The following is a 15,932-nucleotide window of genomic DNA, read 5'->3' as shown; positions in this document are numbered from 1 at the left end:
TGTGATTATTCTGCAGGCTGCGCGCTTACCTGTGCGTCCCTCTCGTCGAAAGCCAGCTTCATTGCCTTGGTCACGGCACGGGTCGTTGCAAACCAGGTGTCGCTGCGGGCCCAGTAACGCAGGGTGACGGTGGCGCTGTCGGCGCTGGCGGAATCGATGAAGGTGGTGGGGGCAGGGTCCAGCAGCACGCGGCTGTCGGAGCGGGCGATCTGCATCAGCATATCCTGCGCATCAGCAAGGCTCTCGCCCTTGGGAACCGTCACGCTCAATTCATGGCGACGCGAGGGGAAGCGGCTGTAATTGGTGATTGGCACGTTCCACAGCGTCGAGTTGGGGGCGAGGCGGTAGAGACCATCGCTGGTCTTCAGCTCGGTTGCGAAAAGGCCGATCTCGATGACGGTTCCGGTCACAGCGGAGGTTTCGATATATTCGCCGACGCGAAAAGGGCGCAGCACGAGCAGCATGATGCCCGCCGCGATGTTCTGCAACGTGCCCTGAAGCGCAAGGCCAACGGCGAGACCCGCAGCACCCAATGCGGCCAGAATGGACGCCGTCTGCACGCCGAACTGGCCGAGGACCATGACGAGAACGAGGATCATCACGACATAGCGCACGACCCCCGCGAAGAACCTTGCCAATGTCTCATCGATACCGCGAATACGGGAGAGGCCTTCGAACGCCCAGCGGTGGAGAAGGGTGGCGGCAATCCAGCCGACGATCAGAAGCAGCAGCGCCCCCACGATCGAAAAGGAGTATTGCACGGCCATTGCGCTTGCCTGGCGGAGTGCCGCCTGAGATGCCACGATGATATCGTTACCCTGTTCCATAAGTCCTTAACCTCTTTGATCTCGTCAAAACCGAAACGACGAGATGCGTTTTTTGCTCCGCAACAAATCGAAAAAGTTGGGAAAGCGAGAGGCCAATTGGCTTGCCAGTCCTCGCCGTTGCGAAATCAGAGAGACTAAGAAGTTATGGTTAACAAATTCTTTTTGTGTTTGGCGCAAATCACTATAGAGCATAACCGTTCGCCTTTATTGCGTGGCGCGAACATGTCCCCCCCCCTTACATCATATTGGATCTAACTCCGACAGGGAGACCTGGATGAGCACCGTTTCATCTACTTATAATTATCAATATGAAAGAAACCTGCAAAGCCTGAGCAAAAGCGCCGATAGCACCGTCAATTATGACGATAGCAGCGCATCGACGTCGTCTACCGTCACCAAATCGTCCAGCGGCTCAGCGCTTTCATCCGACAGCACGGATAGCGGCAGCGCGCTCAATCAGCTTCTATCCACGCTGATGACATTGGTGATGAACCTTTCTCAGGGTGCATCGACGGAAACCGCTTCTCAAGACAGCGGTCAGTCCGAAACCGACTATTTCAACAGCCTCGATACCGATGGCAGCGGCTCGCTTTCGCAGACGGAATTTACCTCTGCGCGGCCTGACGATGTTACCGAGGATATGGCCAACAATCTCTTTACGCAGTTGGATGCGGATGGCGACGGCACGCTCAGCACTGAAGAACTGGCCGCCAAGGACGCCGCTCCCAACGGTGCTCCTCCTCCACCGCCAGCGGAAGAAGAGGATAGCATTTCCTCTCTGGACACGAATGGCGATGGTGTTGTTTCTCAGGCCGAGTTTCTTGCCGCTCGCCCGGATGAGGTGAGCGAAGAGGACGCGACCAGCTTGTTCAGCCAGATCGATAGCGATGGCGACGGCACGGTATCGCAAGAGGAGCTGGAAGCTTCCAGACAGCCGGATGGACCACCACCGCCTCCGCCAAGCGCCGATGATATTTCCAGCGACCTTGCCGCCAGCGGCCTGTCTCTGGACGATCTGATTTCGCAGCTGGAAGAGATTTCAAAGGCGTATCAGTCCTATGGCGTCAGCGAGGAAACCACCTCTTCATCCATCACGGTTTGATGGTTCGCCCGATGTAAGAACGGCGCCTCTCGGGGCGCCGTTTTTTATTGTGCCGGTTCGGTAAGCGGAAGAACGAATGGAACGTTGCCATCCGTATCGGCGCCACGCCCGATTTTCCTGATCGCAGCCGCCAGCTTGCCGCCGCGCTGCAAAAGCGTGTCACCGATCTCGATGATACGGGCATTCGGCGTGGCGTAGGGCGAAACCGTTCTCAGCCGGGCTGCAAGCAGGGTCTCATCCTGATCCGGATAAAGCCCCAGCGCCGCAATGACAGCTGCTGCCGGAGAGCGCGAGACGCCCATCCAGCAATGGATGAGCAGTGGCGAAGATTGATCCCATTGGTGCGCGAAGTCTATCAGGCTCTGCACATGGGTTTCATCGGGCGCAATCAGCTTGTCCGTGCCCTTGAAGGCGATGTCGTTCATCATCAGCGTCAGGTGACGATCAGCTGAAATAACCGCCGGACGGTGGAAGGCCTGTTCCTTCGCAATGAGCGTAATCATTTCGCGCGCCTTGTGGCGCACTGCCATCTCTCCAATGCGGGAAAGGGGCGAGACGACGATGGCTGTCATGATTTTACCTTGCGCAACGCTTCGATTGTCTCGAACCGCGCCATGAAGCGGCTCTGCGCTTCCAGCGCCGGAACCGGTTCTATTTCGATCATGTCTCGGTTGATGCCGCGCGGAAGACCGAAGAACTTCTGTGCCTCCGCGAGCGAGAAGCCTGCAAGTTCCGTCGCTTCGAAGAAGGCGGCAACCGTATCGGCCTTCTTGATGCGGTCTTTCAGTTCCCGGGAGGCATGCGGCGGAAGGGAAAAACGCAGATGCACAGCCGCTTCCAGCCGCTTTTCCACGCTCTTGTAACCGCCGCCGACGACGGATTTGAACGGAGAAATCATGTCGCCGATGACATATTCGGGCGCATCGTGAAGCAGCGCCATCAACATGTCATTGGGGGAGGCCGATGCATTCAGGCGGCAGAAGATGCTTTCCACGATCAGGCTGTGCTGGGCAACGGAAAAGGCATGGTCGCCGCGCGTCTGGCCGTTCCAGCGCGCCACGCGGGCCAGACCGTGGGCGATATCGGCAAGCTCGACATCCAGTGGCGATGGATCCAGCAGATCGAGCCGCCTGCCGGAAAGCATGCGTTGCCATGCGCGCGGAACTTTGGGCGTTGCCACCGATCAATCCTCGGTGCTTGCCGCGGGATCGGCGGATGGAAAGCTGAGGCCCGTCCACTCGGGAAGGGCGACCGAAACAGGCACGCCACCAACGGTAATTTCGCTGCCGGATGCCATGGCGTCTGCCGCGCGGTCGATGCGGATGATCGCAAGCCCCTTGTTACCGCTGACGGTGCCGAGCGTACCCATCGGCTTGCCGCCCGCGACAATGTCGGTGCCCGAGACGGGAAGGGCGCTTTCTGCGGAGACGAGCGCAACACGGCGGCGTGCGGTGCCGCGATGCTTCATGCGCGAGACGACTTCCTGTCCGACAAAGCAGCCCTTCTTGAAGGACACGCCGTCATTCACATCCATTAGCACATCATGCGGAAATGCGTCCTGAAGAGCGTAATCGATACCCGACGCAGCGATGCCATGGGCCACACGAAGCGCGTCATAGGCGGAAGCATCTCCTGCCGCAGAAGGGCCGGGAAGACGGTGAAGAGACAGCCCAGCTTTGGCAAAACGAACATCCCGTGCGCTGCCGACCAGTGCATCCTCGTCCCAGAAAAGGCTGACGCCTGTCACATCTTCGGCCTGCAAATCCACCGGCGCACGCAGCTTGTACATGGTCAGGCGACGCAGGAGGGCTTCCTGCTGATCCGCGCTTGTTTCCAGTAAATATCCGTCATCCGCCCGTGAGATCAGAAAATCGAAGAGGATTTTTCCCTGCGGCGTCAGCAGCGCACCGGGGCGAGCTTCATTCTGCGCCAGAGCTTCCACATCCGTCGTGATGAGGTTCTGCAAAAACTCAGTCGCGCCTGTGCCGGAAACGCGAATGAATGTACGGTCGGATAAAAAGGCGGACGTCATGGGGATACCGTTTAGCTTGGTTTACCCCACAGTTAGGGTTTTTGCCGGGTGAGGGCAAGCGCGGGTCAGTCGCCCGCGCCGAAGAACTTCCACTGGCCATCCGGCGAAATGCCGATGCGGTAGAAGCTGTAATTGCCGTATTCCTGCATATCCGCCAGATCGCCTGCGGTGATGATGCGCAGCAAATCCACCTTTTCCGGCGGCGTCAGCGTGTTCAGCGATTTGCCTGCGAAATAGGGGAAAACATACATGTCATCCGGCGTTCCGGCATCCAGATGGGCATAGCCCGTGGACAGCAGGTCGAGGATGATGGCCAAAACTTCCAGCCCATCGGGATCGCCTGAAAAACTCTTCAGCGCGGCAATCGGGTCTTCGCCCTCGCCATCGATGCGCGTCTGGTTGGGACCGGGATTGATGAGCGGGCGCAATTTTTCGATATCGCCGCTGGAAGCCGCATCGATAATCAACTGGCGAAGCCGACGAACGGGTTCCGGCGCCTTGCTGATATCATGCTCGATCTGTGCGGAAATCTGCGGCGCTTCGCTCTGCGCTGGCTCTGCCTGCTGCTGACCGGTTGCGCGGTTCACCAGCGGATCGGGCATGGGAATGCCGTCGGAATCGCCTTCCACCTGTGCCGGTTCATTTGCCTGCTGCGCGTTCGGCGCCTGGGCCTGCTCCGTCTGGGCGTTGGGGCCGGGTTTCAGCTCCGATAGCGCAAATGCGGAATGCGGCATGGCTGCCACGGAAAGTGTCAGCGAAAGAACAACGGAAAGCGCGGCAGAAGACCGCATGGAAAGGTTACGGGCGCACAACATCGATAATAACTCCCGCTTACTGAATGATCCGCTGCGGGGAAAATTCGCCTGCGAGCATGCGCTGGCGCAATGATTCGAGCATGGCTTCGGCGCCAGCTTCGCCATGCATGCGGATGGTTTCGCGCATGGCCAGAGCAATAGCGGCATCTGCGATGATCTCCGGCTCGATGCCATCGGCCATACCATCGGCCCAGGCCTCGTTCTGATGTTCCAGAGCGACCTGCATCTTTTCATGCACGATCATATCGTGGATTTCGTTACGGCTTGTTTGCATCTTTCATCCTCGACAGGGCGTTCAAGTCGTTACCACCCTGTTAACAACTCTAACAGTCTTTTATCAAAACGGCACGGCCTGCGGCGAAAAGAGGTTAACAATCCTCTAATTTCCGAACCTGGACGCGATTTCTTGCGCGAGTGTTGCGCCTTCGTTACGGTATTGCTCTTCAGCGGAGATCGCAGCCGGTGTGCAGCTCGTATGAACGGCGGCGAAGGTGCGGTATCCACGGTTGAAAGCGGCGGTCATTCTCTGGCGGCGCTGCGGCTCGCTGGCGGTATCGGCGGCCAGCAGATCGCTCATCGCCTTGCGCCATTCTTCCTTGCCGGTGGCCGGACAAAGCGTGCGCAGATACTGAACGGCCCCCAGAATTTCGGACAATCTCGCCAGCTTGTCGTCATAGGGCGCTGGCTTGCTTTCCTGCGGAGCGGCGGGGGCCGGTGCGGCATGCTGCGCAGCGGTCAGCGAAGCGGACGGCAAAGCCGCGCTCAAGACCAGACACAGAAAAAACCAAACTCGCCGAGCCATAAACCTACGCGCTACCCAACATCGACTTGCAACAACCTTTACGCAGATAGCGATGATTCTAGCTTTCATGCAACTGGCCCAACAGTCGCTCCGCACATTCTACAACACTATCCGGTGCCGGAAGGCGGCGTATGTCCTCCAGCGTGAACCAGCCCGCATCCGCGGCATCATCCGCCGCCAGCGCCGCCGCTTCCTCATCCGCCTGCACCAGAAACACCGACAGAAAGAAGTGGCTCGTCACCCGCCCATCAGGATCGCGCGAAGGCAGATCATAGGTCGCGAAAAGCTGTGGATGATGCGCGGTGATGCCTGTCTCCTCCAGCAATTCGCGAAGCGCAGTCTCCTCCGGCGTTTCGCCGGGCTCTCCGCGACCACCGGGAAAGGCATACATATCCTGCGATGGTGGATTGATGCGCCTGACCAGCAACACACGGTCGCCACGCTGTATGATTGCGGAAGAGGCTGGCTGAGGCAGAAGCATGCGGTATCCTTGAAGGTTAAGACGCACATTATGCAGTCAACCTTGCAGGAAACGTGGCGGCATCCTCTCCTTGTAAGGGAAATACTGAAAATAGGGCCGTGCTTCGGCAATCACGCGTTTCACGGATGGACGCTCCATCAGGCGTTCGAAGTAACGGGCCAAATTGGGCGAATCTGAGCTGAACGGCCGCAGGATGGAGGCGTAGAAGAGGGCTGGAACGGCTGAGCAATCGGCCAGTGAAAACTCGTCTCCTCCAGCCCATTCCTGCCCAGTGAGATGTTGTTCGAGCACGGCGTAGGCGTTGTCGATCATCTGATAGGCTTCCGCGATACCGTGCGGATCGGCGCAATCTTGTGGACGCAAACGTTCTGCGACAATGCGTTGCATGGGCAAGTGAATATAGAGATCGAAAAACCGATCCCACAGCCGAACATCGAGCGCTTCCGCCGCATTATGCGGCAACAGTTCGACGGTACCCGGATAGTGCTCGTGCACATATTCTATGATGATGCTGGTTTCCGGCAGCGTCACGTCGGTTGCGGTATCATGCAGGACCGGAATCTTGCCGAGCGGCCATCGATCAAAGAGCGCGGATCGTGAATCGGAATCGGAGAAGTCGACGATAACCGGTTCAAAAGGTGTCTCATTTTCATAGAGCGCCACGACAACCTTCTGGCAGAATGAAGACAGTGGATGCAGGTAAAGCTTCAATGTCATGGCAGCACTCCATGGGTAGACGAAGAGCGTTCAATATCGAATTGCTTTCGCTATGATGCGCCAAAGGAATCAAACAATCCATATTCGCTCGCGTCAGGACTACCCGGAATGAAACTCTACCTCATCTACGCCGCCGCAGCGCTTGCCGAGATTGCAGGCTGCTTCGCCTTTTGGGCGTGGCTGCGCATGGGGAAATCGGTGATGTGGCTGGTGCCGGGTATGGTTTCGCTGGCTGCCTTTGCCTGGGCTTTGACGCTGGTGCCGAGTGAGGCGGCGGGGCGGGCTTATGCGGCTTATGGCGGCATTTACATCGTGGCATCGCTGATCTGGCTCTGGAGCGTGGAGGGGCATGTGCCGGACCGGTGGGATATAGCAGGAGGGATCGTCTGCCTTGCCGGTGCCTCGCTCATCATTCTCGGGCCGAGGGGCTGATCCATGTGCGGTCGCTTCGTTCTACAGGCATCGCCGGAAGAGGTGGCGGAGTATCTTAGCCTGATCGGGCTGGATGAATTTCCCGCACGCTTCAACATCGCGCCGACCCAGCCAATATTGATCGTGGTGGAGGGAGAGCGTCAGGAAACGGGCAGCAACCTGCCGAACCGCGAAGCCATGCTGGTGCGCTGGGGCTTTATGCCGGGCTGGGTGAAAGACCCGAAGGCTTTTCCGCTGCTGATCAACGCGCGCGCCGAGACGGCAATCGGCAAGGCGTCCTTTCGCGCCGCGATGCGCCACCGCCGTATTCTCATTCCGGCAAGCGGCTTTTACGAATGGAAGAGACCGCCGAAGGAGGAGGGCGGCAAGTCGCAGGCTTATTTCATCAAGCCGAAGCACGGCGGCATCGTCGCTTTTGCGGGCCTGATGGAAACATGGTCCTCCGCCGATGGCTCGGAAGTGGACACCGGCGCGATACTGACGACTGCCGCCAATCAGACCATGTCGCGCGTGCATGACCGTATGCCGGTGGTGATTGCGCCGGAGGATTTCAGCCGCTGGCTGGACTGCAAGACGCAGGAGCCGCGCGAGATAGCCCACCTGATGAGACCGGCGGATGAGAATTTCTTCGACTTCATTCCGGTGTCTGACAAGGTGAACAAAGTCGCCAATACCGGACCGGATCTGATAGAGCCGGTTACGGAAGCGGCTCCTCTGAAACCTGTGCCGATCAGGAAGTCCGACACGCAGCTCTCCCTGTTTTGAGGGGCGTGCGATTTAGCGTCCGGCGCTGCGCATCAATCCTTGCGCAATCATCGTGTCGGAGTAAACGAGGTTTCGGCCATTGGCCTTGGCCATATAAAGAAGCTGGTCTGCGGCGGTGAGCTGGTTATCGATGGGCTCTCCCTTTTCGATTTCCACAACACCGACGGAAATGGTGAGCGCCATGTCGCTGCCGCTGAGATCGTGACCAGCGGCTTCCACGGCAAGACGCAGGCGCTCGCAGAATTCGTATGCCTGCTCTCCGTTCAGCCCTTTCAAGAGGAGAGCGAATTCCTCGCCGCCCAGCCGCGCCGCAATGTGGCCGTCAGGGCCACAGGTTTCGGAAAGAAGTCGTGCAAGTCTCTTCAGCGCTTTGTCGCCAGCGTCATGCCCAAGCGTATCGTTGATCTTCTTGAAATGGTCGATATCCATGATGGCGATGGAGCCTTGCAGCGGCGCTGCATCGGGCGCATTCATCGTGCGAAGTAGCGCGTTTGCATGGTCAAAGAAGGAGCGACGGTTTGGCAGGCCGGTCAGATGATCCCGCTCGGCAAGCTCGCGCAGACGCATCAGCTGCTTCAGCGTCTCGATATTGTTATCGATGCGGCACTGCAATTCTTCCGGAACGAAGGGGCGGTAGATGAAGTCCGATGCACCCGCTTTCAGGAAGTGGGCGGAGAGCATCCGGTCGGTAGAAGACGATACGCCGATGATGCGCAGGTCTTCCGAGCTGCGCTTGAGGCGAATGCGCCGCGTCAACTCATAGCCATCCATATCCGGCATGAAGTAATCGGTAATAACGAGCTGGATGGATGGGTCCAGCGCCAGCGTTTCCAGCGCCTGCGCGCCGGAATAGGCTTCGCGCACGCTGAAATTCTGCCGCGTCAGGATTTCCACGTGGCTGGAGCGCGCAGCGCGGGCATCGTCCACCACCAGAATGGAAAACTGCCGGTTGGCCAGAATTCGCTCGATCGTTTTCACCACCGTATCGACAGTGCGGTGCCCATCCTTGACGATGTAGTCGATGATCTTCTTTTCCGCATAATGCTGCCGCGCCTTCTCATCCACTGTGGCGGTGAAGACGATGGTAGGAACCTTGTGCTTTTCCAGAATGCTGAGAATTTCCCCGTTCGGCGCATCGGGAAGATTGAGGCCGGTCAGCGCCAGCGTAAATTTATGCTGGCCGATCAGGGCCCAGGCTTCGCCAAGACTATCGCAGTGAAACACTTCGGCATCGGTATCGGCAGACAGCCGGTTCTTCAGCAAGATCGATAAAGCGACGGAATCTTCGATGAGAAGAATTTTGTCCTGCATGGTAATCTCAGTTCGTAACGCAACGATACGGCAATTGGCTTTCGATCGAATGCATCCGTTATGGAAAGAAGCGGATCGAGAAAAGAATTGCGAAGTAAAAAATCGAGTTGTTGTTTAGCGATTTTAAAAAGCCGTGAACAGGTGGAACATCTCTTCGATCAAAAGAAGTTCAGGCCTCTCGCGCTTCGGCCAAATGAAAATGGCGCCTTGCGGCGCCACTGTCGGATCATCGAATTTTTATCGGGAAGCCATCAGGCCGTCTTCGGCTGCTTCGGCTTGCGCGCCACCATCATTGCGGCGGCTGCGACGGCTTTGAGGCCGAGGGGTTGGTAATGGCTGTTGAGGTCAGGCTTGGCCGGTGCCTCGATTTTCTTCGTGTCTGTCATTCCACTCTCCAGAGATCGTCTCGAAGCCTTCGATTCGTTGGCTTTCTTGACGTCCTCTCTCGTGGGAAATCGTGACGAATTCGAGGCAAATTCAATCAATTGAAAATTGCAGTCTGCGACATTTTGTGTTCGGTCATCGCCACAAAATAAACCGGATTAAACCAGCCGTTGTCCCGGCTGATTTTGGGGAAGCGTATTAACCCGTCAGATGCCCCGGTCCAGACCATCGCCGTGGTCTTCGTGGTCGTGATCTTCGATGGTCAACGTGCCATAGCGCTTGTGCCAGATGCGCGCGCTAAACGGCAGGAAGGTGAGATAGGCAGCCACCGTTACGACCAGAACTTCCCAGGTAAAACTCATCAGCAATGCCACATAGAGTACGACGATGAGGATGGCGGGCAGTACGAGATCGCGGCGGATGCGGCTTTCGGATTTGCCCGACCAGACGGGCAGGCGGCTGATCAGAAAATAACCGATAAGCACCGTATAGGCTGCCGCGACATAGGCGAAAGGCTTGTCCGGCTCTATCCCGATAAAGCCGAGATAGACCGGCAGAAGCACGAGCATGGCACCCATGGGCGCAGGCACGCCGACGAAGAACTCGTTCTGCCATGGCGCTTTCACTTCCCGCTCGATCATAACATTGAAGCGGGCGAGCCGCAGACCTGCGGCGATGACGTAAATGAGAGCGGCAATCCAGCCGAGTGAGCGGGCCTGATCGAGGACATAGGCATAGAGCACGAGGGCAGGGGCGACGCCGAAATTGACGATATCGGCAAGCGAATCCATCTGCGCGCCGAACTTGGAGGTCGCCTTCATCATGCGGGCCAGACGCCCGTCGATACCATCGAGGAAGGCTGCGAGCAGCACCATGCCGACGGCAAGTTCGAAGCGGCCTTCGAAGGCCAGCCGCACGCCGCTCAGGCCTGCGCAGATGGCAAGCACGGTAACGAGATTGGGAATGACGAGGCGGAAAGGAATTTCCCGAAGCCGTGGGCCTCTTCCGCTGTCATTGCTGATCTCATGCTTGCCATTGGTGCCTGGCTGCGTCGTCGGCTCTGCCATTGTTACGCTCCCTGAAACGTCATCAGCCGCGGCGGCTGATGACGGCACCCTTTGTCGAGCCGAATTCGGCAAGAACGGTTTCACCGGCAATAGCCGTCTGGCCGACGGAAACGCGCGTCTGGAAACCTTCCGGCAGGAAGATATCGAGGCGCGAACCGAAGCGGATGAGACCGAAACGCTCACCGGCATCCACCGGCTCGTTCGGCTTTACCCAGCAAACGATGCGGCGCGCTACCATGCCAGCGATCTGTACGACGCCGACCTTGCCATGCGCGGTCTCGATGACGAGGCCGTTGCGTTCATTGTCTTCGGATGCCTTGTCCACTTCCGCATTGAGGAAGAGGCCGGGGCGATAGGCGACGTTGACGACACGGCCACGCACGGGAGCGCGGTTTACGTGGCAGTTGAACACATTCATGAACACGGAAACGCGGACCATCGGCTCCTTGCCGAGTTCCAGTTCCAGCGGAGGAATGACCGTCTGGATCGCGGAAACCGTGCCGTCGGCGGGGCTGATGATCAGGTCGTCGTCCTGCGGCGTTACGCGTTCCGGGTCACGGAAGAAATAGGCGCACCAGGCCGTCAGAACCATGCCGACCCAGAAGAGAGGTTCGGCTATCCAGCCAAGCACCAGCGATGCCACGAAGAAAGCCGCGACGAAAACGTAGCCTTCCTTATGGATCGGTACGATGGTGTTGCGAATGGTGTCGAACAGGTTCATTGATCTTTCTTCTCCGAAGTTGAACTTTTCAGCCGTATGAGCGGCGCGCTGCATTTAGATGCGCTCGCCACTACGGCGTTGATTTTACTGCATGCCTTACTGCAAAAACACGTCGTGTCCATGCACGCAGGCCCCATATAGTCGTTTCCCGACCATATTCACGCCTTGACGCGACAAAAACACGCTAAGGTGACTACAGGCAAACCGCGTTGCGGGCAATGGCTGCCCATAAGCAACGCGGCTTTATACCCGTCAATGCGCCGGTTCTCCGCGATCCACCACGCCAAGATCGTCCTTTTCGCGCACTTCGCGCAGGCGCTCTTCGGCCTGAATGGCTTCGCGCTGGCGGCTCCACATGGAGGCGTAAAGCCCGCCTGCCATCATCAGCGAGGAATGCGTGCCGCGTTCGGCGATGTTGCCGTCCTTCAACACGATGATTTCATCCGCGCCGATGACGGTGGAGAGACGGTGCGCGATGACCAGCGTGGTGCGGTTCTTCGAGATCGTGTCCAGAGCGCTCTGGATTTCCTGTTCCGTGTGGGTATCCAGCGCCGAAGTCGCTTCATCGAGAATGAGAATGGGCGGTGCCTTCAGGATGGTGCGGGCAATGGCAACGCGCTGCTTTTCGCCGCCGGAAAGCTTCAACCCGCGCTCTCCGACCATCGTCTGGAATCCCTCGGGCAGCTTGCCGATGAAGCCGCTGATCTGCGCGGCATTTGCCGCCGCGTCCACATCCGCATCCTGCGCATCGGGGCGACCGTAGCGAATGTTGTAAGCCAGCGTATCGTTGAACAGAACCGTATCCTGCGGAACCATGCCGATGACGGAGCGCAGGCTTTTCTGGGTGACGGTGCGAATGTCCTGCCCATCGATGGTGATCGCGCCGTCCTGAATATCGTAAAAGCGATAGAGCAGGCGCGAAAGCGTCGATTTGCCCGCACCGGAAGGGCCGACGATGGCGATGGTTTTGCCAGCAGGCACATCGAAGGAGATGCCCTTGAGAATGGGGCGCTCGGGATCATAGGCGAAATGCACATCGCGGAAGCTGACGGCACCGGTGCCGATCTGCAACGCCTTGGCATCCGGCGCATCCACCACTTCGGCTTCCACCTCCAGCAGATCGAACATCTGTTCGATATCCGTCAGGCCCTGTCGGATTTCGCGGTAGACGAAGCCGATGAAATTGAGCGGCACGGAAAGCTGCAGCAGCAACGCGTTGATGAAAACGAAATCACCGATGGTCTGCTCGCCACGCTGAACCGCGAGCGCCGACATGACCATCATGACCGTGGAGCCGAGACCGAAGATGACGCCCTGGCCGAAGTTCAGCCAGCCCAGCGAAGTCCAGATGGCCGTCGCAGATTTTTCGTAACGCGCCATGGAAGCATCGAAGCGCTTTGCCTCCATATCCTCATTGCCGAAATACTTCACCGTCTCAAAATTCAGCAGCGAATCGATGGCCTTGGTGTTGGCATCCGTGTCGCTGTCATTCATCGAACGGCGGATCGAAATACGCCAGTTGCTGGCCTTAACGGTGAACCAGATATAGGCCCACACGGTGACGACGGTGACGAACACGTACCAGAAGCCATAGGCCGTCCAGAAAATGACGGCGGTCAGCAGAAATTCGATGAAGGTTGGGGCGGTGTTGAGAATGGTGAAGCGGACGATGGTCTCGATGCCCTTCGTGCCGCGTTCGATGATGCGCGACAGGCCGCCCGTCTTGCGCTCCAGATGAAAGCGCAGAGAAAGCTGGTGCATATGCACGAAGGTCTTGTAAGCCAGTTGCCGCACTGCGTGCTGGCCGACGCTGGCAAAAAGTGCGTCGCGCAACTGGTTCAGACCCACCTGAACAAGCCGTGTGAAATTGTAGGCGATGACGAGCGCGACGGCGCCCAGCAGGAAGACGGGGACGAGCCCTGCCATGTCCAGCTTGCCGTTCAGCGCATCCGTCGCCCATTTGAAGAAGTAGGGAACGGCAATCAGCACCAGCTTGGCGACGATCAGGAATATAGTCGCCCACACCACCCGCATCTTAAGGTCGGGCCTGCCTTGCGGCCACATATAGGGCCAGAGGTTAATGAGGGTCTGCATCGGATTGCTGGAATCCGCTGAAATCGTCTTCTTCTTGTCGGCCATTCTTCACTCCGGCGTCTGCTGGAGTGCAGACAGCAAGACGGCGGCCTGATGAGCCGCCGTTCTTTAAATTAAATAGTATTCGGACCTTACGAATGCAATGCCGTGAGGCGTTCCATCAGCGTGTCTTCAAGCGGTTGCGGTGAATTTCCTCCGCATTCGGCAAAGCCTTTTCCGGCACGCCGAAAATCTGACCCGGCTCGATCAGGTCCGGATTTTTGATCTGTTCCTGATTGGCGAGATAGATCGTGGTGTAGCGAACGCCCTGGCCGTAAACGCGGCGCGAAATTTGCCACAGCGTATCGCCACGGCGAATGATGACGGTGCTGTCGCTATGCGCAAGCGGTGCCTGTTCAAAGGTTTTTGTGCCGGATGCATCCGCGCTCGGTGCCGGGTTGGCAGACATTGACGGAGCAGGAGCGGGGACAGCAGGTGCTGCCGCGTTCAACTCTGCAAAGCGGGCCGTGAGGCCTTCAATAGCCTTGCCAATGGCTGCGACATCGTTCGGCAATGCATCCACTGTGGCAAGCAGAGCGCGCGCCTTGCCCGCGATCTCCATGACGAATGCCGTAAAGGCAGGGTCGGCGGACGCCGCGGTCCTGAATTCCGAGAGCGAACGAAGCGCAATGGCGGTGGCGGATTTCGCTGCTGCGACCTGATCCAGCGAAGGCGTGTTGCCGTCTTTGTAGAGGCCGGAGAGAATGCCGAAGGCCTTGGTTACTTCGGTGCGAAGCGCCTCGAAAGCAGCCTGATCGGTTACCGCAGAGGGGTTCTGTGCCGCGCCGTTTGCCGGAGCTGCGGGCTGCTGCTGCATGGCAACGGTACCCTGATCGGCTTCCGGGCGAGAGAAGGGAACGCGCACGCGCACGGTTACCTTGCCTGCTGCGTCCAGCGCCTCGGCCGTGATGATGTGGTTGCCCACCGAAAGCTGGATATCGCCTTCGATCACGAAGCTGCCGGATGCTTCGGCTCGTGCATTGCCAACCTGGCTGTCATCGACAAGAGCGCGGACATTCGTGCCTGCCGGTGCCGAACCGGCGATGAAGATTTTCGAACCGTCGAATTCAACGGCGGTCACCCGGATTGATGCCGTTTCAGTCGTATTGGCGGTCGCGGCATTGCCCTGTGCCGGCGCGGCAGGCGTGGTGGCAGCACCGGGAGCCGCTTGCGGCGTCTGTGTGTCTGTCGGGCTGGCCGGGTTTGCCTGCGCCTGCAAGGCAGGTGGCGCGGCTTCCGGCATTGTCAGCACGCGGCTCGCCTTGCCGGGCGTCGTGACCATGGCAAGCAGATCGCCATTCTTCTGGCTTGGCACGGAAACCGTCGCCACTTCCTGAGACTGCGAGACCTTGCCGTCCTTGCCGGTGGCGCGCAGCACGAGTTCATGGTCGCCCGGCGGCAGCGGATTATCGAGAACGGCTGCGAAATCGCCGCTGCCCTCGACCGGCGTCTTGGCAATGACCTGACCCTTGTTCAGAATTTCCAGCTGTGCACCCGGCTGCGCCTTGCCAGCGATGACGGCGGAACCGTCTGGCTCCACGCGAAGCACATCGAAGCTCGGCAATTGGGCCGCACCACCCTGTGTTGCCGGGGCGGGTGCCTGCGCAGGCTGCTGTGGAGCGGGAGTTGCGGGGGCAGGCGCTTCCGGGCGGGGCGCGCCATCATCCGTACCGGCAAACACGCCAGCCAGACGACGAACCTGAGCGGCTGCGGCACTTGCATCCGTCGGCAGACCGCGCAGGAACGCCATTGTGCGCTCCGCCGCCGTGCGTGCCGTGGTGATCAGGCGCGAGGTCGTCTCATCCAGAGATTCAGGAATATCGATATCCTGCAATTCGCGAAGGGAATCTTCCACCTTCTTGCGGGCCGCGGCGAATTCCTCGTTCGTGGGAACCTTGTTGTCGGCGAAGAGGCCGGTCATGTCCTTGATGGACTTGGTGGTGGATTCCGCCAGCCGCCCGACCTTGTCGGCAATATTGGCGGTTTCCTGCGCGGCGTCGGAGAGCAGATCGCCTGCCTTTTCGCCACCCATTTCCACGCTGTTCTTGACGGCATTGCCCGCCTGATTGATGGCATCGCCAATCGGTTTGTCATCGCCGGACATACGCGGCAAAACGAAAAAGACCATGAGCAGCGTCGCAGCAACAAGCACGATCAGCGCCAGCAGTCCGGCCTTTTTGTTTTTCATTATGAGTCTCCGGGTATATTCGTCGCAGTTCTATCGCGGATTGCTAGCGTTTTAGCGCCTGCCATACAAGCGTTCTCGTGGCCGAAGGGCAGGGTTTGTCGCATGATCCCCCAAATTTTCTTGACCTGATCCGCCCTCCCGTAGTTCGGTGCAGG

18 protein-coding genes are annotated in these 15,932 nt (G+C 58.6%); 3 read left to right on the top strand and 15 right to left on the bottom strand.

The genetic code is table 11. The annotated features are described in order from the left end of the window. Positions 1–5: 5 nt before the first annotated feature. Complete coding sequence (locus CFBP5473_RS10160) at positions 6–827, bottom strand: mechanosensitive ion channel family protein (RefSeq protein WP_027675381.1); 822 nt, start codon at positions 825–827, stop codon at positions 6–8. Between the two features lie 274 nt (positions 828–1,101). Between CFBP5473_RS10160 and xopAW the strand changes: the two genes are divergently transcribed. Beyond that, positions 1,102–1,929, top strand: coding sequence for a XopAW family type III secretion system calcium-binding effector (gene xopAW, locus CFBP5473_RS10155; RefSeq protein ID WP_051441270.1), 828 nt, complete (start codon positions 1,102–1,104; stop codon positions 1,927–1,929). Positions 1,930–1,973: 44 nt separating this feature from the next. Here xopAW and CFBP5473_RS10150 read toward each other — a convergent pair whose 3' ends face one another. The 8 genes from CFBP5473_RS10150 to CFBP5473_RS10115 form a co-directional block, all read right to left on the bottom strand. After that, a complete protein-coding gene (locus tag CFBP5473_RS10150) occupies positions 1,974–2,501 on the bottom strand; it encodes a tyrosine phosphatase family protein (protein WP_027675380.1) in 528 nt (175 codons plus the stop codon). After that, positions 2,498–3,109 (bottom strand): HD domain-containing protein, encoded by a 612-nt coding sequence (locus CFBP5473_RS10145; protein ID WP_027675379.1) that lies wholly within the window; start codon positions 3,107–3,109, stop codon positions 2,498–2,500. Before CFBP5473_RS10145 ends, CFBP5473_RS10150 begins: the two co-directional genes overlap by 4 nt. Positions 3,110–3,112: 3 nt before the next feature. Then, positions 3,113–3,961: a CAF17-like 4Fe-4S cluster assembly/insertion protein YgfZ gene (gene ygfZ / locus CFBP5473_RS10140; RefSeq protein ID WP_027675378.1), complete on the bottom strand. Its 849-nt coding sequence runs from the start codon at positions 3,959–3,961 to the stop codon at positions 3,113–3,115. A gap of 65 nt (positions 3,962–4,026) precedes the next feature. Then, on the bottom strand, positions 4,027–4,776 hold the full coding sequence (locus tag CFBP5473_RS10135; RefSeq protein WP_027675377.1) for a hypothetical protein: 750 nt from the start codon (positions 4,774–4,776) through the stop codon (positions 4,027–4,029). Positions 4,777–4,792: 16 nt separating this feature from the next. Further along, on the bottom strand, positions 4,793–5,050 hold the full coding sequence (locus tag CFBP5473_RS10130) for a hypothetical protein (protein WP_027675376.1): 258 nt from the start codon (positions 5,048–5,050) through the stop codon (positions 4,793–4,795). A 105-nt stretch (positions 5,051–5,155) separates the two neighbouring features. Continuing rightward, positions 5,156–5,578 (bottom strand): TIGR02301 family protein, encoded by a 423-nt coding sequence (locus CFBP5473_RS10125; protein ID WP_027675375.1) that lies wholly within the window; start codon positions 5,576–5,578, stop codon positions 5,156–5,158. Between the two features lie 58 nt (positions 5,579–5,636). Further along, positions 5,637–6,059, bottom strand: a complete 423-nt coding sequence (locus CFBP5473_RS10120; RefSeq protein ID WP_027675374.1) for an NUDIX hydrolase — start codon at positions 6,057–6,059, stop codon at positions 5,637–5,639. A 36-nt stretch (positions 6,060–6,095) separates the two neighbouring features. Beyond that, positions 6,096–6,776 (bottom strand): glutathione S-transferase family protein, encoded by a 681-nt coding sequence (locus CFBP5473_RS10115; protein WP_027675373.1) that lies wholly within the window; start codon positions 6,774–6,776, stop codon positions 6,096–6,098. Positions 6,777–6,884: 108 nt separating this feature from the next. Between CFBP5473_RS10115 and CFBP5473_RS10110 the strand changes: the two genes are divergently transcribed. Together CFBP5473_RS10110 and CFBP5473_RS10105 are read left to right on the top strand one after the other, a co-directional pair. After that, a complete protein-coding gene (locus tag CFBP5473_RS10110; RefSeq protein WP_027675372.1) occupies positions 6,885–7,208 on the top strand; it encodes a YnfA family protein in 324 nt (107 codons plus the stop codon). Positions 7,209–7,211: 3 nt separating this feature from the next. Next, positions 7,212–7,973, top strand: coding sequence for an SOS response-associated peptidase (locus CFBP5473_RS10105; RefSeq protein WP_027675371.1), 762 nt, complete (start codon positions 7,212–7,214; stop codon positions 7,971–7,973). Between the two features lie 12 nt (positions 7,974–7,985). Here the strand turns inward: CFBP5473_RS10105 and CFBP5473_RS10100 are convergent, their stop codons facing one another. The 6 genes from CFBP5473_RS10100 to CFBP5473_RS10080 all read right to left on the bottom strand — a co-directional run bounded on the left by CFBP5473_RS10100 (position 7,986) and on the right by CFBP5473_RS10080 (position 15,777). Continuing rightward, the gene (locus CFBP5473_RS10100; RefSeq protein ID WP_027675370.1) at positions 7,986–9,284 is read right to left on the bottom strand and encodes a GGDEF domain-containing response regulator; all 1,299 of its coding nucleotides are present in this window, start codon (positions 9,282–9,284) and stop codon (positions 7,986–7,988) included. Between the two features lie 251 nt (positions 9,285–9,535). Next, positions 9,536–9,670, bottom strand: a complete 135-nt coding sequence (locus tag CFBP5473_RS25580) for a hypothetical protein (RefSeq protein WP_268817466.1) — start codon at positions 9,668–9,670, stop codon at positions 9,536–9,538. A gap of 204 nt (positions 9,671–9,874) precedes the next feature. Beyond that, complete coding sequence (pssA, locus tag CFBP5473_RS10095; RefSeq protein ID WP_027675369.1) at positions 9,875–10,735, bottom strand: CDP-diacylglycerol--serine O-phosphatidyltransferase; 861 nt, start codon at positions 10,733–10,735, stop codon at positions 9,875–9,877. A gap of 22 nt (positions 10,736–10,757) precedes the next feature. Continuing rightward, a complete protein-coding gene (locus CFBP5473_RS10090; RefSeq protein ID WP_027675368.1) occupies positions 10,758–11,456 on the bottom strand; it encodes a phosphatidylserine decarboxylase in 699 nt (232 codons plus the stop codon). 252 nt (positions 11,457–11,708) lie between these two features. Beyond that, positions 11,709–13,595, bottom strand: coding sequence for an ABCB family ABC transporter ATP-binding protein/permease (locus CFBP5473_RS10085; protein ID WP_027675367.1), 1,887 nt, complete (start codon positions 13,593–13,595; stop codon positions 11,709–11,711). A 115-nt stretch (positions 13,596–13,710) separates the two neighbouring features. Beyond that, positions 13,711–15,777 (bottom strand): LysM peptidoglycan-binding domain-containing protein, encoded by a 2,067-nt coding sequence (locus CFBP5473_RS10080; protein WP_027675366.1) that lies wholly within the window; start codon positions 15,775–15,777, stop codon positions 13,711–13,713. Positions 15,778–15,932 lie beyond the last annotated feature (155 nt).

The organism is Agrobacterium larrymoorei, from assembly GCF_005145045.1.
In the GTDB taxonomy this organism is placed as follows: Bacteria; Pseudomonadota; Alphaproteobacteria; order Rhizobiales; family Rhizobiaceae; genus Agrobacterium; species Agrobacterium larrymoorei.
The sequence above is the reverse complement of the archived record's forward strand: the minus strand, read 5'-3'. Positions and strand labels throughout refer to the sequence as shown.

Excerpts from the sequence above, each read along its gene's own strand:
- CFBP5473_RS10160 (WP_027675381.1), bottom strand. The coding sequence starts at position 827 with ATGGAACAGGGTAACGATATCATCGTGGCATCTCAGGCGGCACTCCGC.
- xopAW (WP_051441270.1), top strand. The coding sequence starts at position 1,102 with ATGAGCACCGTTTCATCTACTTATAATTATCAATATGAAAGAAACCTG.
- CFBP5473_RS10150 (WP_027675380.1), bottom strand. The coding sequence starts at position 2,501 with ATGACAGCCATCGTCGTCTCGCCCCTTTCCCGCATTGGAGAGATGGCA.
- ygfZ (WP_027675378.1), bottom strand. The coding sequence starts at position 3,961 with ATGACGTCCGCCTTTTTATCCGACCGTACATTCATTCGCGTTTCCGGC.
- CFBP5473_RS10135 (WP_027675377.1), bottom strand. The coding sequence starts at position 4,776 with ATGTTGTGCGCCCGTAACCTTTCCATGCGGTCTTCTGCCGCGCTTTCC.
- CFBP5473_RS10130 (WP_027675376.1), bottom strand. The coding sequence starts at position 5,050 with ATGCAAACAAGCCGTAACGAAATCCACGATATGATCGTGCATGAAAAG.
- CFBP5473_RS10125 (WP_027675375.1), bottom strand. The coding sequence starts at position 5,578 with ATGGCTCGGCGAGTTTGGTTTTTTCTGTGTCTGGTCTTGAGCGCGGCT.
- CFBP5473_RS10120 (WP_027675374.1), bottom strand. The coding sequence starts at position 6,059 with ATGCTTCTGCCTCAGCCAGCCTCTTCCGCAATCATACAGCGTGGCGAC.
- CFBP5473_RS10115 (WP_027675373.1), bottom strand. The coding sequence starts at position 6,776 with ATGACATTGAAGCTTTACCTGCATCCACTGTCTTCATTCTGCCAGAAG.
- CFBP5473_RS10110 (WP_027675372.1), top strand. The coding sequence starts at position 6,885 with ATGAAACTCTACCTCATCTACGCCGCCGCAGCGCTTGCCGAGATTGCA.
- CFBP5473_RS10105 (WP_027675371.1), top strand. The coding sequence starts at position 7,212 with ATGTGCGGTCGCTTCGTTCTACAGGCATCGCCGGAAGAGGTGGCGGAG.
- CFBP5473_RS10100 (WP_027675370.1), bottom strand. The coding sequence starts at position 9,284 with ATGCAGGACAAAATTCTTCTCATCGAAGATTCCGTCGCTTTATCGATC.
- CFBP5473_RS25580 (WP_268817466.1), bottom strand. The coding sequence starts at position 9,670 with ATGACAGACACGAAGAAAATCGAGGCACCGGCCAAGCCTGACCTCAAC.
- pssA (WP_027675369.1), bottom strand. The coding sequence starts at position 10,735 with ATGGCAGAGCCGACGACGCAGCCAGGCACCAATGGCAAGCATGAGATC.
- CFBP5473_RS10090 (WP_027675368.1), bottom strand. The coding sequence starts at position 11,456 with ATGAACCTGTTCGACACCATTCGCAACACCATCGTACCGATCCATAAG.
- CFBP5473_RS10085 (WP_027675367.1), bottom strand. The coding sequence starts at position 13,595 with ATGGCCGACAAGAAGAAGACGATTTCAGCGGATTCCAGCAATCCGATG.
- CFBP5473_RS10080 (WP_027675366.1), bottom strand. The coding sequence starts at position 15,777 with ATGAAAAACAAAAAGGCCGGACTGCTGGCGCTGATCGTGCTTGTTGCT.